We start from the raw sequence: 17,116 nt of genomic DNA, 5'->3' as shown, positions 1-17,116 counted from the left end.
TCGCTGCCAATACCTGTGATCCCGCAGTCTAACGGATCACCGCCGGCCCGCACATCGCCGTCGCCGGGTGTGCACACTGCCGGTGCACCTCGTATGCTGAGAGGAGGCGAAGAACAACAAAGGCGGTGCCCCATGACCACGAATGCCGAGCGACGCAAAGCCGAGCTGCTGCAGACCGTCGAACAGCGCGTCGCCGAACGATGCCCGCCGGACGAGCAGGAAGCCATCACCACGTTCATGCGCTGGTTCTTCGCCCGTGTGGCGGCGGACGACCTGACAAGCCGGCCCGCGGCGGATCTTTACGGCGCCGCCCTGTCGCACTGGCACCTGGCACGCAAACGCCGCCACAATCAGCACCGGGTCCACGTATACAACCCGGAACCCGAGCACCACGGCTGGGAATCCACCCACACCATTGTCCAGGTTGTCTGCCCGGACCAACCGTTCCTGGTGGACTCACTGGCCATGGCACTGAACCGCCAGGGCCTGACAGTGCACCTGATCATCCACCCCATCATTCCGTTGCGCCGCGATGCCCAGGGCACGGTCGAGGCCATCTCGCAGGACCAGGGCAGTCAGGCGGAAGCGTGCATGCACTTCGAGGTGGATCGCCAGAGCTCCCCCGAGCGCCTGCAGACCATCGAACAGGACGTCACCTCCGTGCTGGAGAACGTGGACCTGGTGGTCACGGACTGGAAACCCATGCACCAGCGCATGGAGGAGGCGCGCCGGGAACTGGAAACCCGCGGGTCAGCGGGAGCGGACCGCGACGAGAGCCTCGCCTTCCTGGAGTGGCTGAGCGCCGACCACTTTACCTTTCTCGGCTACCGCTGCTACGAACTCGAGACCCGTAACGGCGAGGACGCCCTGACCCCGGTCAAGGGCTCCGGGCTCGGCATCCTGCGCCGGCCGGGTGCCAAGGGGCCGTCGGACAGCTTCAGCGCCCTTCCCGAGGCCGTGCGCGCCATGGCCAGGGAACCCGAACTCCTGATCCTGACCAAGTCCACCCACCGGGCCCCGATCCACCGGCCGGGCTACATGGATTACGTGGGCGTGAAGCGCCTGGACGAACAGGGCCGGGTCATCGGCGAGCACCGGTTCCTCGGCCTCTACACCTCGGCGGCGTACAACCGCAACCCGCGGGCGATCCCGCTGCTGCGCCGCAAGATCCAGCAGGTACTGGAGCAGGCCGATCTGCCCCATCCGGGGCACGCCAGCAAGGCCCTGATCAACATCCTGGAGACCTTCCCCCGGGACGAGCTGTTCCAGGTCCATCCGGAGCGGCTCTACGACATCGCCATGGGCATCCTGCAGCTGCAGGAGCGGCAGCGGGTGCGCCTGTTCGTGCGCGAGGACACCTACCGGCGTTTTGTCTCCTGCCTGGTGTTCGTGCCACGGGACCGCTACAACACCGATGTACGGCAGCGCATGCAGGCGCTGCTGGAGGCGGCCTATGACGCCGCCCACTGTGAATTCACGGTCAACCTCTCGGAGTCCGTGCTGGCGCGCATCCACTTCATCGTGCACGTGCAACACGGCGCGTCCCTGGAGGTGGACACCACCGAACTGGAACGGCAGCTGGCCGAGACCATCCGCGCCTGGACGGACGACCTCCACGACTCACTGCGCGACTACTGCGGCGAAGCCCGTGGCAACCTGCTGTATGAGCGCTACGGCCAGAGTTTCAGCGCCGCATACCGCGAGGACACCTCGGCGCGGGTCGCCGCTCACGACATCGAGCGCCTGGAGGAACTGGACGCTCAGCACAGCCTCAACATCGTCCTCTACCGCCCCCTGGAAGCCCCCGAAGACACCCTGCGGCTGCGGCTCTACCATCGCGGTGGCAGCATTACCCTGTCCGATGCGCTGCCGGTCCTCGAGAACATGGGGGTGCGTGTCCTGGACGAACGCCCCTACGTGGTGCAGCCCCGGGGCGCCGGGACCGCGGATGCCTGGATCCACGACTTCGGCCTGCGCTACCCCGGCGGTGAGCTGGACGTGGAGCAGCTCCGGGGCAACGTCGAGCAGGCCTTCACCGCGGTCTGGTATCGCCACGCCGAGGATGACGGTTTCAACCACCTGGTGCTGGCCGCCCGCCTGAGCTGGGACGAAATCGCCGTTCTCCGGGCCTACAGCCGCTATCTCCGCCAGGCGGGCACCCCCTACAGCCAGGCGTACATGGAAGAGACCCTGGCCAACAATCCGCGCATCGCGCGGCTGCTGATCCGCCTGTTCCACAACCTTTTCGATCTCGAGCGCTGTGACAGCAAGCGTGCCACCCGCCTGGCCGAGCAGATCGAACGCGCCCTGGTGGACGTCCCCAGTCTGGACGAGGACCGCATGCTGCGCCGATTGCTGGCGGCCATCCAGGCCACGGTGCGCACCAATGCCTATCAGAGCAAGGCCGTCGGTTCACCCGGATCGGCACTGAGCTTCAAACTGATTCCGGCACGCATTCCGGAAATGCCGCGACCCTGGCCGGCCTATGAAGTCTACGTCTACTCGCCGCGCACCGAGGGCGTGCATTTGCGCGGCGGCAAGGTGGCCCGCGGCGGGCTGCGCTGGTCCGAACGCAGGGAGGACTTCCGCACGGAGGTGCTGGGGCTGATGAAGGCCCAGATGGTCAAGAACGCGGTCATCATCCCCGTGGGGGCCAAGGGCGGGTTCATCGCCAAGCAGTTGCCCGAGGAGCGCGACGCGCAGCCCGCGGAGGTGGAGGCCTGCTACCGTCTGTTCATCAGCGCCCTGCTGGATGTCACCGACAACTACGTGGGCGACCGCATCGAGCCACCACCGTCGGTGGTCCGCCACGATGACGACGACCCCTATCTGGTGGTAGCCGCCGACAAGGGCACCGCAACCTTTTCCGACATCGCCAACGGCATCGCCCAGGATTACGGTTTCTGGCTCCAGGACGCCTTCGCCTCCGGGGGCTCCAATGGGTACGACCACAAGAAAATGGCCATCACGGCGCGGGGAGCCTGGGTGGCGGTGATGCGTCACTTCCGTGAACTCGGCCGCGACATCCAGAACGAGGCGTTCACCGTGGCCGGCGTCGGCGATATGTCCGGCGACGTGTTCGGCAACGGCATGCTGCTCTCGGAACACATCCGGCTGGTGGCCGCCTTCGATCACCGCCACATCTTCATCGATCCCGAGCCTGACCCCGCCACGAGCTACGCCGAACGCCAGCGGCTGTTCCACAAGCCCCGCTCCAGCTGGGATAACTACAACCGCAAGCTGATCTCCCGGGGCGGGGGGATTTTCCCCCGCTCCGCGAAATCCATCGAGCTAGGTCCGGAGGCACGACAGGCGCTGGGCATCGAGGCCGACCGGCTCACCCCCAACGAGCTCATGCACGCCATTCTCCTGGCCCCGGTGGACCTGTTCTGGAACGGTGGTATCGGGACCTACATCAAGGCCTCCACGGAGACACACCTGGAGGTCGGCGACCGCGCCAACGACGCCATTCGGGTGGACGCGGGGCAGCTGCGCTGCCGCGTGGTGGGCGAGGGCGGCAATCTGGGCGTCACCCAGCGGGGACGCGTGGAATTCGCCCGCCACGGCGGCTACATCAACACCGATGCCATCGACAACGCCGGCGGCGTTAGCTGCTCCGATCACGAGGTGAACATCAAGATCCTGCTCAACGAGGAGATGGAGCGGGGTGACCTCACTGCCAAACAGCGCAGTCGCCTGCTGGCAGAGATGTCCGATGAGGTGGCCGGGCTGGTGCTCACGGACAACTACCGGCAGACCGAGGCGCTGAGCACCATGAGTGCCCGTGCTGGCGACCTGGTGGGCGAGCACGCCCGCCAGCTCCGTGCCCTGGAGCAGGCCGGCGAACTGGATCGCTCCCTGGAGGCGCTGCCGGACGATGTGGAACTGGAGGAGCGAGCCCAGGCCGGACAGGGACTGACCCGGCCGGAACTCGCGGTGCTGCTGGCGTACGCCAAGCTCACCGGCTTCCAAACCCTGGTGGACAGTGACCTGGTCGACGACGAGAGCCTGCAGGACATCCTGGTGCGCTATTTCCCGCGACCGCTTCAGGAGGGACACCGGGCGTTCATGCCCGACCACCGCCTGCGCCGGGAGATCATTGCCACCCAGATCACCAACGACATGCTCAACCGCATGGGCGCCGGGTTTCTGTTCCGCATGCAGGACAAGACCGGCGTCGCCGCCGGGGACGTGGCACGCGCCTACTTCGCGGCCCGCCGGGTCTATGCCCTGGAATCGCTCTGGGACGCCCTGGACGCCCAGGACAACCTGATCGATGCCGGTCTGCAGCAGTCCCTGCGGCTGGAGACCCTGCGGCTGGCCGAAAGCACTGCGCTGTGGCTGCTGCGGCAGCTGCCCTCGGGCCTGTCCAGCCCCGAATTGGTGGAGCGCATGGCGGCCCTGATCGAGACCCTGGGCGGACGCCTTGACCAGGTGCTGCCGCAGCCGGACCACGAAGCCCTGGTCGCCCGGGTCGACGAACTGACCGCCAGCAACGTGCCCGTGGATCTGGCCCGGAGGCTGGCCTGTCTGAGCCCGCTGGCGGCAGCACTGGACATCTCCATTGTCGCCGCCGAGACCGGTGCCGACCCGGAGCGAGCGGCGGCGGTCTACTTCCAGCTCGGCCAGGCCATGTCCCTGCGCTGGCTGGAGACTGCCATCCACGCCCTGGAGACCGGCAACGCCTGGGAAGAGCGGTGCCGCATGGGCCTGGAAGACGATTACGCTCTCTACCTGCGCTTGCTTGCCACCAGTGTCCTGCAACAGGATGATCCGGCACTGGCGCCCGCCGACCTCGTGGACCAGTGGCAGCTGGCCCTGGCCGGACCGGCGGCACGCCTGCAGCAGACCCTGGCTGACATCGACGGTGGTGGTCACCCGGACCTTGCCATGCTGACGGTGGCGGTGCAGGACCTGAAAAACGTGGCCGTCCTTTCCGGACGGCAACACAGCCAGGGCATGCCCGAATCATGAACCAGTCGTTGAACACCCGCATCCAGGGCGAGGGGCCGGCCGTGGTCATCCTGCACGGACTGTTCGGTTCCGGCACCAACTGGAACCGGATCGCCCGTGATCTGGCATCCGATCATCTGGTGGTGACCATGGATCTGCCCAACCACGGCCAGTCGCCCCATGTGGAACACATGCACTACCCGGACATGGCCAGCGCCGTGGCCGCCACCATGGACCAGCACGGCATTCCTCCGGCGACCGTGGTCGGTCACAGCATGGGCGGCAAAGTGGCCATGGCGCTGGCACTCACTGATAGCGACTACGTGCGCCGGCTACTGGTGGCCGACATCGCGCCCATGGCCTACGGCGATCACGGCCACGGGCGGCTGCTGCGCGCGCTGCAGCGCATGGATCCCCAGCGTCTCGGCTCACGCGGCGCCGCCAGCGAGGCGCTGGCCGACGACATCCCCGAGGCCGGGCTGCGCCAGTTCCTGCTCACCAATCTCGAGGCGGCCAACGGTGGCTTCCGCTGGCGTATCCCGCTGGCGACGCTGGAGAGCAATCTGCCGGTGATTGCGGATTTCCCGGAGTTCGATACCAACTATGCGGGGCCATCCCTGTTCCTGCACGGCGAGAAATCCGACTATGTGCCGGAATCCGCCCATGCAGACATCAGATCGCTATTCCCGGAGGCGCGGATCGAGGCGCTTCCCGGGGCTGGCCACTGGCTACACGCCGAACAGCCGGATGCGTTCACCCGGCGGCTGCGCGCTTTCCTGGCCGACGGCCCGTGACCGCCATCGGTGGACCCTGTTGATCCGGCCGGTATCATGGTGCCAGCCGACCGCAGCCCTGGGTAAAGGACGCCCACGGCCCAGAACCATCGAGGAGAAACAGCATGTCCGATGACTTGCGCGAAAACGCGCTGGAATACCATCGCCACCCCAGACCCGGAAAACTCCAGGTCGTCCCCACCAAGCCCCTGGCCACCCAGCGCGACCTGGCCCTGGCCTACTCACCCGGAGTCGCCGCGGCCTGCGAGCTCATCGTCGAGGACGAAACCGAGGCGGCCAGCGTTACCGCCCGCGGCAACCTGGTGGGCGTGGTCACCAACGGCACGGCGGTACTGGGTCTCGGCGCCATCGGTCCGCTGGCCTCCAAGCCGGTGATGGAAGGCAAGGGCGTGCTGTTCAAGAAGTTCTCGGGCATCGACGTGTTCGATATCGAGATCCAGGAACGCGACCCGGACCGCCTGGTGGAGATCATTGCCAGCCTGGAACCCACCTTCGGCGGCATCAACCTGGAGGACATCAAGGCGCCGGAGTGCTTCCAGGTGGAGGAGCAGCTCAAGGAGCGCATGAACATCCCGGTCTTCCACGACGACCAGCATGGCACCGCCATCATTACCGCGGCAGCAGTCCGCAACGGTCTGCGGGTGGTGGGCAAGAACGTGGAGGACGTCACCGTGGTGTGCTCCGGCGCCGGCGCCGCAGCCATTTCCTGCCTGGAGCTGCTGGTCAGCCTGGGCTTGCCCCGTGAGCACATCACCATGCTGGACTCCCGGGGCGTGATCCACAGCGGCCGCGACAACCTGGACAAGCGCAAGGCCGCCTTTGCCCGGGACACCGACGCGCGCACCCTGGACGATGCCATGGACAGTGCCGACATCTTCATCGGCCTCTCCGGGCCCGGCGTGCTCACCCGCGCCATGGTCGCGAAGATGGCCCGCGATCCGCTGGTGTTCGCCATGGCCAACCCGACCCCGGAGATCATCCCCGAGGAGGCCCAGGAGGAACGCCCGGACTGCGTTATCGCCACCGGTCGCTCGGATTACCCCAACCAGGTGAACAACGTCCTGTGTTTCCCGTTCATCTTCCGCGGGGCCCTGGACGTCGGCGCCACCACCATCAACGAGGAAATGAAACTCGCCTGTGTCGAGGCCATCGCCGCACTGGCCATGGAGGAATCCTCCGACGTGGTGGTCACCGCCTACGGCGGCAAGCCGCTGCAGTTCGGCCGCGACTACCTCATCCCCAAGCCCTTCGACCCGCGGCTGATCTCGCGCATCGCCCCGGCGGTGGCCCAGGCCGCCATGGATAGCGGCGTGGCCGTGCGCCCCATCGAGGACATGCAGGCCTACAAGCTGCGACTGAACCAGTTCGTGTTCCAGTCCGGGCTGCTGATGAAACCGCTATTCGAGCGCGCCCGGGAGAACCCCAAGCGGGTGGTCTACGCCGAAGGGGAACAGGAGCGCGTGCTGCGCGCCGTGCAGGTGGTCGTGGATGACCGCCTGGCGAAGCCCATTCTCATCGGCCGTCGCAAGGTCGTGGAAATGCGCCTGGAACGGATGGGGCTGCGCCTGAAGATGGACGAAGACTTCGAGCTGGCGGACCCGGAGGATGACCCGCGCTACCGCGAGTACTGGACGCTGTACCACTCCATCATGGAGCGCAAGGGCATCACGCCGGACCAGGCACGCAACGTGGTGCGCACCCGCAATACGGTGATCGCCGCGCTAATGGTCCGGCGCGGCGAGGCGGACGCCATGCTCTGCGGCATCGACGGCCGCTACCACCGCCAGCTGGGCCACATCGAGTCGGTGCTGGGGCGTCGCCCCGGAGTGCGTAACATGGCGGCCATGAACACGCTGATCCTGCCCAAGGGCACGTTCTTCCTGTGTGACACCTACGTCAACCAGGACCCCACGGCCCAGCAGCTCGCGGAGATGACCATTCTCGCCGCCGACGAGGTACGCCGCTTCGGCATGACGCCCAAGGTGGCGCTGCTGTCGCACTCCAGTTTCGGCTCCTCCGATGCCGCCTCGGCGGTGAAGATGCGGGAGGCGCTGCAGCTCATCGAGGCGCGGGACCCGAATCTGGAAGTGGAAGGCGAGATGCACGGCGATGCCGCCATTTCCGAGGAGATTCGCCAGCGCATCTTCCCCAACGCGCGGCTCAAGGGCACGGCGAACCTGCTGATCCTGCCCACCCTGGACGCCTCCAACATCGCCTTCAACCTGCTCAAGGCCACCAGCGAAGGGGTTTCGGTGGGGCCGATCCTGCTGGGCACCAACCGTCCCGCCCACATCCTCACTCCGTCGGTGACGGTGCGTGGCATCATTAACATGACCGCCCTTTCGGCCGTGGAGGCGAGCATGATGCCCTCCGGTGAGGACGCCGCGAGAGCCGATTGACCAACACGAGACAACTGGAGGAGGGGAAACAATGGCCAAGGCAATCGTCGTTCAGCAAACCGGCGGCCCGGAGAACATGGCCTGGGAGGACGTCAGCGTCGGTGAGCCTGGTCAGGGACAGGCGTTGATCCGGCACACGGTAGTGGGGCTGAACTTCATCGACGTGTATTTCCGCACGGGCCTGTATCCGCCGCCGCAGCTGCCTTTCACCCCGGGCATGGAGGCGGCCGGCGTGGTGGAGGCCGTGGGCCCGGATGTGACCCACGTTGCGCCCGGTGACCGGGTCGCGTACGCGGCCGGCCCGCCGGGCGCCTACTGCGAACAGCGCGTCATGGCCGCGGACCGACTGGTGAAAGTGCCGGACGGCATCAGCGACGAGACCGCCGCCGCCATGATGCTCAAGGGCATGACGGCCTGGTATCTGCTGCGGCGCACCTACCCAGTGAAGGCCGGCGACACCATCCTGATCCATGCGGCGGCCGGCGGGGTGGGCCTGATTGTGTGCCAGTGGGCCAGCCACCTGGGGGCGACGGTGATCGGTACCGTGGGCAACGAGGAAAAGGCGGAACTCGCCCGCGCCCACGGTTGCCACCACACCATCAACTACAACACCGAGGATTTCGTGCAGCGGGTGAAGGAGCTGACCGGCGGCGTGGGCCTGCCGGTGGTCTACGACTCCGTGGGCCAGGCCACCTTTGACGGCTCCCTGGACTGCCTGCGGCCCCGCGGCCTGATGGTGACCTTCGGCCAGTCCTCGGGGCCGGTGGCACCGCTGAATCTGGGCGCCCTGGCGGCGAAGGGCTCGCTGTTCATCACCCGGCCGACGCTGTTCAACTACGTGGCCGCCCGCGAGGAGCTGGAAAACGCCGCAGGCGAACTGTTCGATCTGGTGCAGAAGGGGGTGGTGACCATCGAAGTCAATCACCGCTTCCCGCTGAAGGACGCTGCCGAAGCGCACCGGGCGCTGGAAGGACGCCGGACCACGGGGTCGACGGTGCTGACCCTGGACTGAGTAAGCGCGAGCTCGGAGCCGACAGTAGGGCGGACCTTCAGGTCCGCCCTACGCCGACTTCTCGCGAGTCTCCCCGGCCTCGCTGGGCTGCGGCTGGCGCAGATGCTCCAGTTCGGGGAGCGGCTGCAGGCCGGCGGCCTGTTCGGCGGCGCGCCGGTAGGCACGACGGGCAGCATCACGCTCGCCCATGTGTTCCAGCAGGTCCGCCAGCAGGTAGGAGGCCTCGGCACTGGGTTTGCGGGCAACGCAGGCTTCCAGATACGAGCGCGCCCGCCCCCAAAGGCGGCTGCGGACGGCCAGTCGGCCCACTGCCAGGAGCAGGTCCGGATCCTCCGGATGCTCGCGCAGCCAGCCCTCGGCAATGTTGAAGGGCCGCTCGGGATCGTCCAGCTGCAGGCGCCCGTAGCGGTCCACGTAGCGCGGATCCCATTTGCCGCGAAGGGCGAGGCGCAGGCGCTTCTCCAGTTGTTCGCTGCCCGGTGCATTGCCGAGCGCGGCATCGGCATACGCCAGGAGAACCTCCGGGTCGTCGTTGAGATGGCGCGGCAACCGCGCCCAGGCGCGTTCCACGGCATCCATGGACTGCCGCGAAGCCTGATCCAGCAGACCGATGGCGGCCTTGCGCTCCAGTTGCTGCAGCCGCGCCGAGTCCATCTCCGCGTGGCGGCGCAGACGCGGCAGCAGATCCAGAACCCGCTCCCACTCACCCAGCACTTCACAGGCGCGCACCAGCAGGTGCAGCACCCGCGAATGCCGCGGATACCGCTCCTGGAGCAGGTTCAAGGTCGCGAACGCCGTCTCCCACTGTTCGTCTTCCAGGTACAGCTGGGCCTGCAGCAGCCCAATGGCCAGGCGCGCATCGGGATCGGCCTTGTCGGCCAGGGCCAGGTAGCTGTCGCGGCGACCGTCGGCACCGGAGCGGTGGGCGGCCCAGGCCGCACTCAGGTAGTGGAGCACCGGCGTTTCGCTGGCGTCCACGGATTGGATCAGCGAGCGCTCGGCCTGCTGGTAGTTGCCCTCGGCTAGCCGGGCCAGGCCACGCACCAGCCGTCCGCGGGCACGTCCGGCGCGACGCTCGGCCATCCAGCGGCGCATGTTCCGGGGCATGGAACCGGCACGCCGTAGCACGCCGACAACCACCAGCACGGCGATGACCGCAACGACGACGGCACCCACGGCAAAGAACAGGCTAGTCTCCACGGCAGTGCCACCGACGGAGACGAGCACGTACCCGGACTGCTCGTGGAACCAGATGGCCGCCGCGGCGCTGGCGAACAGAATAACGAGGATGACGAACAGGCGTTTCATTCAGCATCCTCCCTGGTCGCGCCCCGAGCCGGTGCCCTGTGATCCGGCAGGATCTCGCCAAGGTCCGGCAGGTCCGCGGTCAGACGGGCATCACGCAGATCCCGAACCGTGCTCAGGGCCTCGCGCACGCTGTCGTCGTCGGTCTCGAAGTGACGCTCCAGCCAATCCTCCACATCCGCGAGGCTGTCGCGGTAGATCGCCGTCTCGCCGTCGAGCAGCGCCAGCCTCGCGGTGAGCAGTTTCAACCGCAGATTCTCGCGCAGGTAGTGGCTCTCCTCGGGTGCCATGAGGCGCGGTGGCGCCTCGTCCCGACGCACCACCACCAGCGAACCAATGGCCTCACGGAACTGCTCCCAGGCGCGGACGCCGGCATCGGCCCAGCCTTCCAGGGAGTCCAGCTCTGCTTCGCGCTGGCGCGGGACCTCGCCGGTTTCCACCCGCCGTTCGGGCTGTTTCAGAGGCCAGGTATCGATCGCCCTGATCAGACCACGGAGGTCTCCGGCCATGCCTTCGCGGTCGGGGCGGCGCACGTCGAGCAGGGCATTGATGGCATCGGCGACAGCCTGGCGTTGCTCGACGGTCTCACCGCCGAGTTCCTCCAGCAGCCTGTCCGCCTCCTTCAGGGCCTGCAGGGCGCCGTCCACGTCACCATGGAAACGGGTGCGGTACCGCGCGATGCCGTAGAGGTAGGCGGCCTCGGCGTGGATCCAGTCGTCCCGGTGCGCAGCGGCCAGCTCTTCGATCCGGTCCATCTGCTCATCCGCCCGCCGCTGGCTTTCGCGGATGGTCTCCATGCTCTCCTCGGCCCGAGCCAGCGAGCGAACGTGGCTGGCATGCTCCTCGGAAAGGTTGTCCACCCGGCCAGTGAGCCGCTCGTCGCGGCTGCTCAGCTGTTCCCGCAGCTCGGCGACTTCCATGCGCTCGGCATACTCGTCGCTGGCGTCCTCCAGGGCCTGCAGCCGATCCCAGAGCCACCAGCCGCCGACAGCAACGGCCACCAGCACCAGCAGCGCCACGATCAAGGCCACCGTCGCCGTGGTCAGTGCACGGCGATTGCCACCGTCACCGCCATCTGCAGCGCCGGTGGCGGGCACCGGGGCACCACCATTGCCCTGGCCACCTTCCGGCGTGACCGCGTCGCTCTCAGCGGCGGCTGTCTCTGCCTGCGGCCGCGTGGATTCGTCGACGGTGCTCTCCGTTGACGGTTCATCCGGTTTGTCGTTGTTCCTGGAAGGATCAGTCATGGGTTGGCCTGTCTCCGGTTTTCGTTCGCCCAGCGGGCCACGGCATCACTCATGGCCGCTGCGCTGGTGCCTTCTATTGCAACAATACCATTAGCGAACCCAAGCCCCGAGGCCCGGGCGGCAACACGCTCGCTGATCACCACCAGGCCAGTGGCAAGCAAGCGCTCACGGCGCCGCGGCCCGGCCAGCGTGAGCAGGTTATCCAACGCAGTACTGCTGGTCACCACAGCCACATCCAGCGCCCCGCCTGCCCATGCAGCGTCCAGCACCGCCGGGTCCGTGGCGGGCCGCAGGCGACGGTACGCGGTCACCACATCGACCTCGGCGCCACGCGTCTCCAGGGTTTGCCGCAGAATCTCCCGCCCACCGTCGCCTCGCACCAGCATAGTCCGCCGCCCGGTCATCTGCCGGAACGCCGGCTGCACCAGCAGGGATTCACTGTCGAATCCAGTATCCGGCACACAGTCCACATGCAGCCCCCACTCTTCCAGCGCCGCGGCGGTACCGGCACCGACTCCGGCGGTGCGCACGCCGGTTGGCCAGGCGCAACCCAGTTCATGCAGGCGACCGAGCAGGGCATGCACAGCATTGGGGCTGACAAAAATGACCCAGTCCATCACGGCCAGCCGCTGGATTCCCTGATCCCTGGCTGCCGGGTCCTCGGGCGGACCGATTGCCAGCACCGGAAAACGGGTGACGGTGGCGCCCCGCCGTTCCAGTTCGGCGCACAGGGGCTCGGCCTGGTGCGCCGGCCGTGTCACCAGCACACCCACGCCGGCGAGCTCGCCGTCGCCCGCGGACACGGCTCAGTGGGCCTCGTCCTCGGCGAACAGCCGCGTGAGGATCTCGCGGGCGCCGCGATCAAGAAGATCCCTTCCGAGAGCGGTTCCCAGGGTGTCGGCCTCGGCGGCGGTGCCGGTGATTTCCCCCCGGACAACCTCGCTGCCATCCGGTGAACCCACCAGGCCTCGCAGACGCAGGCGGTCACCATCCAGTTCGGCGTAGGCGCCGAAGGGCACCTGACAACTGCCTTCAAGCTCCCGGTTCATGGCCCGCTCCGCAGCAACGCGGATATGGCTGTGCTGATGATCCAGCGGTGCGATCAACCGCTCCACCACATCGTCGCCCGTGCGGCACTGGATCCCCAGCGCTCCCTGGCCCACGGCGGGCAGGCTTTCCTCCGGCGGCAGGGTGCGTGTGATGCGCGCCTCCATCTGCAGGCGCTGGAGGCCGGATGCGGCGAGAATGATGGCGTCGAACTGACCTTCATCGAGCTTTGCCAGCCGGGTATTCACGCTGCCTCGCAAGGTCTCGACCCGCAGATCGGGCCGCGCCGCGCGGATCTGGCACTGGCGACGCAGACTGGCACTCCCCACAAGGCCGCCTTCGGGGATGTCGGACAGGCTGGTGTAGTGTACGGAGAGAAAGGCATCACGGGGATCCGCCCGCTCGGGAATCACCGGCAGATGGAGGTCGGGGGTGATGGCGGCGGGGACATCCTTCATGGAGTGCACGGCGATATCGGCACGCCCGTCCAGAAGCCCCTCTTCCAGCTCCTTGAGAAACAATCCCTTGCCGCCGATGCGCGCCAACGGCGCATCAAGGATGCGATCACCGCGCGTACTCATGCGCACAAGCTCGACGTTCAGCCCGGGATGCGCCGCCTGCAGCCGTTCGGCAACGTGCTCGGCCTGCCACACGGCGAGGGGTGATTTACGAGTGGCAATACGCAGCGTCTCGACGGACATTCCGGGCTCCTCGGGCGTGGTGCGGTGACGCAACAGGATGCCACGAGTTGACCATGGCTGCCGAATCCCGCGCTCCAGCGGGCGGCCCCTCAGCCCGATGGCTGGCCCATGGACTCAAGCAGCTCCTTGACGTGACTGACGTGCCGGCGACTGACTTCAAGCCGGGCGGTCAGCCCACGGAGCGCCAGGCAGTAGCGGCCGGCGCCGTCCTTCTCGAGCCGCCCGAGCCGGTCCCGGGCCACCAGGGCATTGCGGTGAATGCGCACGAACCAGCCGTTGAACTCGTCTTCCAGCTGGCGCAGGGATTCCTCGATCAGGTCTTCGCCACCGGTATGGCAGACACTGACATACTTGTTATCGGCCCGGAGGTAGTGGATATCCGCCACCGGCAGGAGCTCCAGCACCCCCCGACGCCGGCAGAGAATGTGGCCCCGGGGCCCCTCGCCGCTGCCGCCCTGGGTACCCAGGGCCTCCAACTGCGGCCGGGTGACCCGGCAGGCGCGTTCAAGTGCCTGCTGCAGGCGCTGGCGTCGCACGGGCTTGACCAGGTAGTCCACCGCCTGGGCATCGAAGGCGGCCAGAGCGTGTTCGCCGTATGCGGTGACAAAGATCACCGCCGGTGGCGCATCAGCATCCGCCAGAGCGCGGGCGGCGGCGACGCCGTCGGTGCCGGGCATACGGATGTCCATGAGCACCACGTCCGGCTGGTGCTTGCGGGCCAGGCGGATGGCCTCGTCGCCGTCGCTGGCGCCGGCCACCACCTCGTGCCCGCCCAGGTCGGACACCTGCTGTGCCAGCCGTTCGCGAGCCGGGGCTTCGTCATCGACGATGAGGATGCGCATCGCTCTCTCCGTCACTGCCTCCCTGTGTTCCGGCGCCCACCGGCCGGTACGGCAGATGGAGGCAGACACGGTACCGCTCTGCGTCCGTCGCCGTCAGCAGCTCCGCGGTGGTGCCAAACGCGTGGCGTAACCGCTCGGCCACGTTGGCCTGGGCCATGCCCAGCCCGCCCTGGGAGGCCCCATCCCGCCCCGGGGCGGGCAGCGGATTGTCGACGCAGATCATCAGGGTGTGCTCCTGGCACTGGCCCAGGATACGGATGGTACCGCCATCCCGGCGGGGCTCGATGCCATGGTAGACGGCGTTCTCCAGCAGCGGCTGCAGGGTCAGCGGCGGCAGCGCGGCGTCGCCGGGCAGTGCGTCAATCTGCCACTCCACCACCAGGCGTTCCCCCAGGCGGAGCTCCTCCATGTGCAGGTACCCTTCCGCCAGCTGGATCTCGTCATCCAGTCTCGCCAGACGGTCACCGGATTCGAGGCTGGCGCGGAACAGGTCGGCCAGGTCTTCCACGGCGGTTTCGGCCTGCTCGGGTCGGGCACGGATCATGGACGCGATGGTGTTGAGGCTGTTGAACAGGAAGTGGGGGCGAATGCGCGCCTGCAGGGCCTGCACGCGGGCGGCGGAGGCGCCTTCGACGCGCCGCCGCCAGTCCTGTTGCAGGTAGAAGTAGCGTAGGGCCAGGGCGGACACCAGTGCGGCAATGCCCAGGCTGCGGAGGATGAAGCCCGCGGGGTGATCGCCGCCCGCGGTGAGCACCAGGCTCCATGCAAGCCAGGCGACGGCAGCGGTGATGGCGAGCACCATCAGCCAGGCGATCATGCCGGCCTTTTGGGGACGCATGCGGGCAAGCCAGCCACGGCTGAGGCACAGAGCCACGGTGCAGCCGAGGGCGATCCACTGGACGTAGAGGGTATACAGACTCAGCGCATGCCAGCGATCAACTCCGGGGGGCTGGGCAAGCACCAGCACGAACACCAGCAACTCGGCGATCACCACCACCACCAGGATGGTGCGCAGGTTGCAGAAGTCCGGCAGGAAGCCGGTGTCGACCGGCGTGTCAGTTCGTTGGTTGTTGTCCATGGCGCGCCGTTGGGCCGTTTGCCGTCAAGTGTGGTGGGTGACGGAGCGCACGGCAAGCAGCGGGTGTTCCGGCGCTGATATACTCTGGGGCTTCGATCCGGGGCGTAGAACCCGCGTTTCCGGTGACGGACACGCTGTGGATACATCCCTGTACGCTCGTCTCCAGCCGTCCATGGCTGGAGACGGTCCGTCACCGGAAACCCGGGTCCCACGCGTGGCGCGTCAGCGATTGAACCTTCGCTCGACGCCCTCTACATCCACCGCCGACATCGGTTCTCCATCCATGAGCGATAACAACTCCAGCCAGCAACTCTGGACCGGCCGCTTCACCGAAGCGACTGACGCCTTCGTCGAGGCTTTCACCGCCTCGGAGCACTTCGACCGGCGGCTGTACCGACAGGACATCCGGGGCTCCATTGCCCATGCGCGCATGCTCGCCGCCGGGGGGGTGCTCACCGAGGCGGACCGCGATGCCATCGTCCAAGGGCTGCGGGAGATCGAGGCGGAGATCGATGGCGGCGAGTTCCAGTGGTCACCAGCCCTGGAAGATGTGCACATGAACATCGAAAAGCGCCTCACCGATCGCATCGGCGAGGCGGGCAAGAAGCTGCATACCGGGCGCTCGCGCAACGATCAGATCGCCACCGATATCCGGCTTTACCTGCGCGAGGCGATCGATGCCGTCTGCGCGGAGCTCATGCGCTTCCAGCGGGGGCTGGTGGAGCTCGCCGACCGCGAGGCGGACACCATCATGCCCGGGTTCACCCACCTGCAGGTGGCCCAGCCGCTGAGTTTCGGCCACCACCTGCTGGCCTGGTACGAGATGCTGGTGCGGGACCAGGCGCGCATGGAAGACTGCCGGCGGCGGCTGAACGTCATGCCCCTGGGGTCGGCGGCCCTGGCGGGAACCAGTTACCCCATCGACCGCGACATGACCTGCGCGGAGCTCGACTTTGACCGCCCCAGCGACAACTCGCTGGATTCAGTGTCGGATCGCGACTTCGCCATGGAGTTCACGGCGGCGGCGGCGATTCTGCTGACCCACACCTCGCGCATGGCCGAGGAGATGATCCTCTGGACCTCGCCCATGTTCGACTTCGTCGACCTGCCGGACCGCTTCTGTACCGGCTCCAGCATCATGCCGCAGAAGAAGAACCCGGACGTGGCGGAGATCGTGCGCGGCAAGACCGCCCGGGTGAACGGCCACCTGGTGGGTCTGCTGACGCTGATGAAGTCCCAGCCGCTGGCCTACAACCGGGACAACCAGGAGGACAAGGAGCCGCTGTTCGATACCGTGGACACGGTGCTGGACTGTCTGCGCGCCTTCGCCGACATGGTGCCGGCCATGGCGCCCAAACGGGACAACATGTTCGCCGCGGCCAAGAAGGGGTTTTCCACCGCGACGGACCTGGCCGACTACCTGGTGCGCCAGGGCGTGGCCTTCCGCGACGCCCACGCCATCGTCGGCGCCGCCGTCCGCCACGGGGTGGACAACGGCGTGGACCTGGCCGACATGGATCTGGCCACCCTGCAGGGCTTCTCCGACACCATCGGTGACGACGTCTACGAGGTGCTCACCCTGGAAGGCTCCCTGGCCGCCCGCAACCACATCGGCGGCACCGCCCCGGCGCAGGTGCGGGCGCAGGTCAAGAAGGCACGCGAGCGCCTGAACCAGGCGTAGGGCGGATCTTCAGATCCGCCGATCAGGCTTCCAGAAGCCGCCTTGGCGTGCATGGCT

At 67.5% G+C, this 17,116-nt stretch carries 11 protein-coding genes; 5 read left to right on the top strand and 6 right to left on the bottom strand.

Annotated elements, in window-relative coordinates; genetic code table 11:
- The first annotated feature begins 132 nt into the window (after positions 1–132).
- From KU884_RS00250 to KU884_RS00235, 4 genes are all read left to right on the top strand, one after another.
- Positions 133–4,974, top strand: a complete 4,842-nt coding sequence (locus KU884_RS00250; protein ID WP_167780743.1) for an NAD-glutamate dehydrogenase — start codon at positions 133–135, stop codon at positions 4,972–4,974.
- On the top strand, positions 4,971–5,747 hold the full coding sequence (locus KU884_RS00245) for an alpha/beta fold hydrolase (protein WP_167780742.1): 777 nt from the start codon (positions 4,971–4,973) through the stop codon (positions 5,745–5,747). The genes KU884_RS00250 and KU884_RS00245 overlap by 4 nt, the downstream gene beginning before the upstream one ends.
- A 104-nt stretch (positions 5,748–5,851) precedes the next feature.
- Positions 5,852–8,146, top strand: a complete 2,295-nt coding sequence (locus tag KU884_RS00240) for an NADP-dependent malic enzyme (protein ID WP_167780741.1) — start codon at positions 5,852–5,854, stop codon at positions 8,144–8,146.
- A 31-nt stretch (positions 8,147–8,177) separates the two neighbouring features.
- A complete protein-coding gene (locus tag KU884_RS00235; protein WP_167780740.1) occupies positions 8,178–9,158 on the top strand; it encodes a quinone oxidoreductase in 981 nt (326 codons plus the stop codon).
- Positions 9,159–9,206: 48 nt separating this feature from the next.
- On the opposite strand, the gene KU884_RS00230 is transcribed toward KU884_RS00235, so the two are convergent.
- The 6 genes from KU884_RS00230 to KU884_RS00205 all read right to left on the bottom strand — a co-directional run bounded on the left by KU884_RS00230 (position 9,207) and on the right by KU884_RS00205 (position 15,378).
- Positions 9,207–10,466, bottom strand: a complete 1,260-nt coding sequence (locus KU884_RS00230) for a heme biosynthesis HemY N-terminal domain-containing protein (protein ID WP_167780739.1) — start codon at positions 10,464–10,466, stop codon at positions 9,207–9,209.
- Positions 10,463–11,710 carry a uroporphyrinogen-III C-methyltransferase gene (locus KU884_RS00225; RefSeq protein WP_167780738.1) on the bottom strand — a complete coding sequence of 416 codons (1,248 nt, stop codon included), beginning with the start codon at positions 11,708–11,710 and terminating at the stop codon, positions 10,463–10,465. The genes KU884_RS00230 and KU884_RS00225 overlap by 4 nt, the downstream gene beginning before the upstream one ends.
- Positions 11,707–12,513: a uroporphyrinogen-III synthase gene (locus KU884_RS00220; protein ID WP_167780737.1), complete on the bottom strand. Its 807-nt coding sequence runs from the start codon at positions 12,511–12,513 to the stop codon at positions 11,707–11,709. Before KU884_RS00220 ends, KU884_RS00225 begins: the two co-directional genes overlap by 4 nt.
- A gap of 3 nt (positions 12,514–12,516) precedes the next feature.
- A complete protein-coding gene (gene hemC, locus KU884_RS00215) occupies positions 12,517–13,458 on the bottom strand; it encodes a hydroxymethylbilane synthase (protein ID WP_167780736.1) in 942 nt (313 codons plus the stop codon).
- A gap of 89 nt (positions 13,459–13,547) precedes the next feature.
- The gene (locus KU884_RS00210) at positions 13,548–14,300 is read right to left on the bottom strand and encodes a LytTR family DNA-binding domain-containing protein (protein WP_167780735.1); all 753 of its coding nucleotides are present in this window, start codon (positions 14,298–14,300) and stop codon (positions 13,548–13,550) included.
- Positions 14,278–15,378, bottom strand: coding sequence for a sensor histidine kinase (locus KU884_RS00205; RefSeq protein ID WP_167780734.1), 1,101 nt, complete (start codon positions 15,376–15,378; stop codon positions 14,278–14,280). The genes KU884_RS00210 and KU884_RS00205 overlap by 23 nt, the downstream gene beginning before the upstream one ends.
- Positions 15,379–15,661: 283 nt before the next feature.
- On the opposite strand from KU884_RS00205, the gene argH reads away from it, so the two are divergent.
- Positions 15,662–17,059, top strand: a complete 1,398-nt coding sequence (gene argH, locus KU884_RS00200) for an argininosuccinate lyase (protein WP_167780733.1) — start codon at positions 15,662–15,664, stop codon at positions 17,057–17,059.
- The last annotated feature ends 57 nt before the right edge of the window (positions 17,060–17,116 follow it).

This window comes from Aquisalimonas sp. 2447 (genome assembly GCF_012044895.1).
Lineage (GTDB): Bacteria > Pseudomonadota > Gammaproteobacteria > Nitrococcales > Aquisalimonadaceae > Aquisalimonas.
This window is presented reverse-complemented; position numbering and strand designations above follow the sequence as displayed.

What these genes read in the sequence shown, in the direction of transcription:
- argH (WP_167780733.1), top strand. Translation starts at nt 15,662, where the DNA reads ATGAGCGATAACAACTCCAGCCAGCAACTCTGGACCGGCCGCTTCACC.
- KU884_RS00240 (WP_167780741.1), top strand. Translation starts at nt 5,852, where the DNA reads ATGTCCGATGACTTGCGCGAAAACGCGCTGGAATACCATCGCCACCCC.
- KU884_RS00250 (WP_167780743.1), top strand. Translation starts at nt 133, where the DNA reads ATGACCACGAATGCCGAGCGACGCAAAGCCGAGCTGCTGCAGACCGTC.
- KU884_RS00245 (WP_167780742.1), top strand. Translation starts at nt 4,971, where the DNA reads ATGAACCAGTCGTTGAACACCCGCATCCAGGGCGAGGGGCCGGCCGTG.
- hemC (WP_167780736.1), bottom strand. Translation starts at nt 13,458, where the DNA reads ATGTCCGTCGAGACGCTGCGTATTGCCACTCGTAAATCACCCCTCGCC.
- KU884_RS00225 (WP_167780738.1), bottom strand. Translation starts at nt 11,710, where the DNA reads ATGACTGATCCTTCCAGGAACAACGACAAACCGGATGAACCGTCAACG.
- KU884_RS00230 (WP_167780739.1), bottom strand. Translation starts at nt 10,466, where the DNA reads ATGAAACGCCTGTTCGTCATCCTCGTTATTCTGTTCGCCAGCGCCGCG.
- KU884_RS00210 (WP_167780735.1), bottom strand. Translation starts at nt 14,300, where the DNA reads ATGCGCATCCTCATCGTCGATGACGAAGCCCCGGCTCGCGAACGGCTG.
- KU884_RS00235 (WP_167780740.1), top strand. Translation starts at nt 8,178, where the DNA reads ATGGCCAAGGCAATCGTCGTTCAGCAAACCGGCGGCCCGGAGAACATG.
- KU884_RS00205 (WP_167780734.1), bottom strand. Translation starts at nt 15,378, where the DNA reads ATGGACAACAACCAACGAACTGACACGCCGGTCGACACCGGCTTCCTG.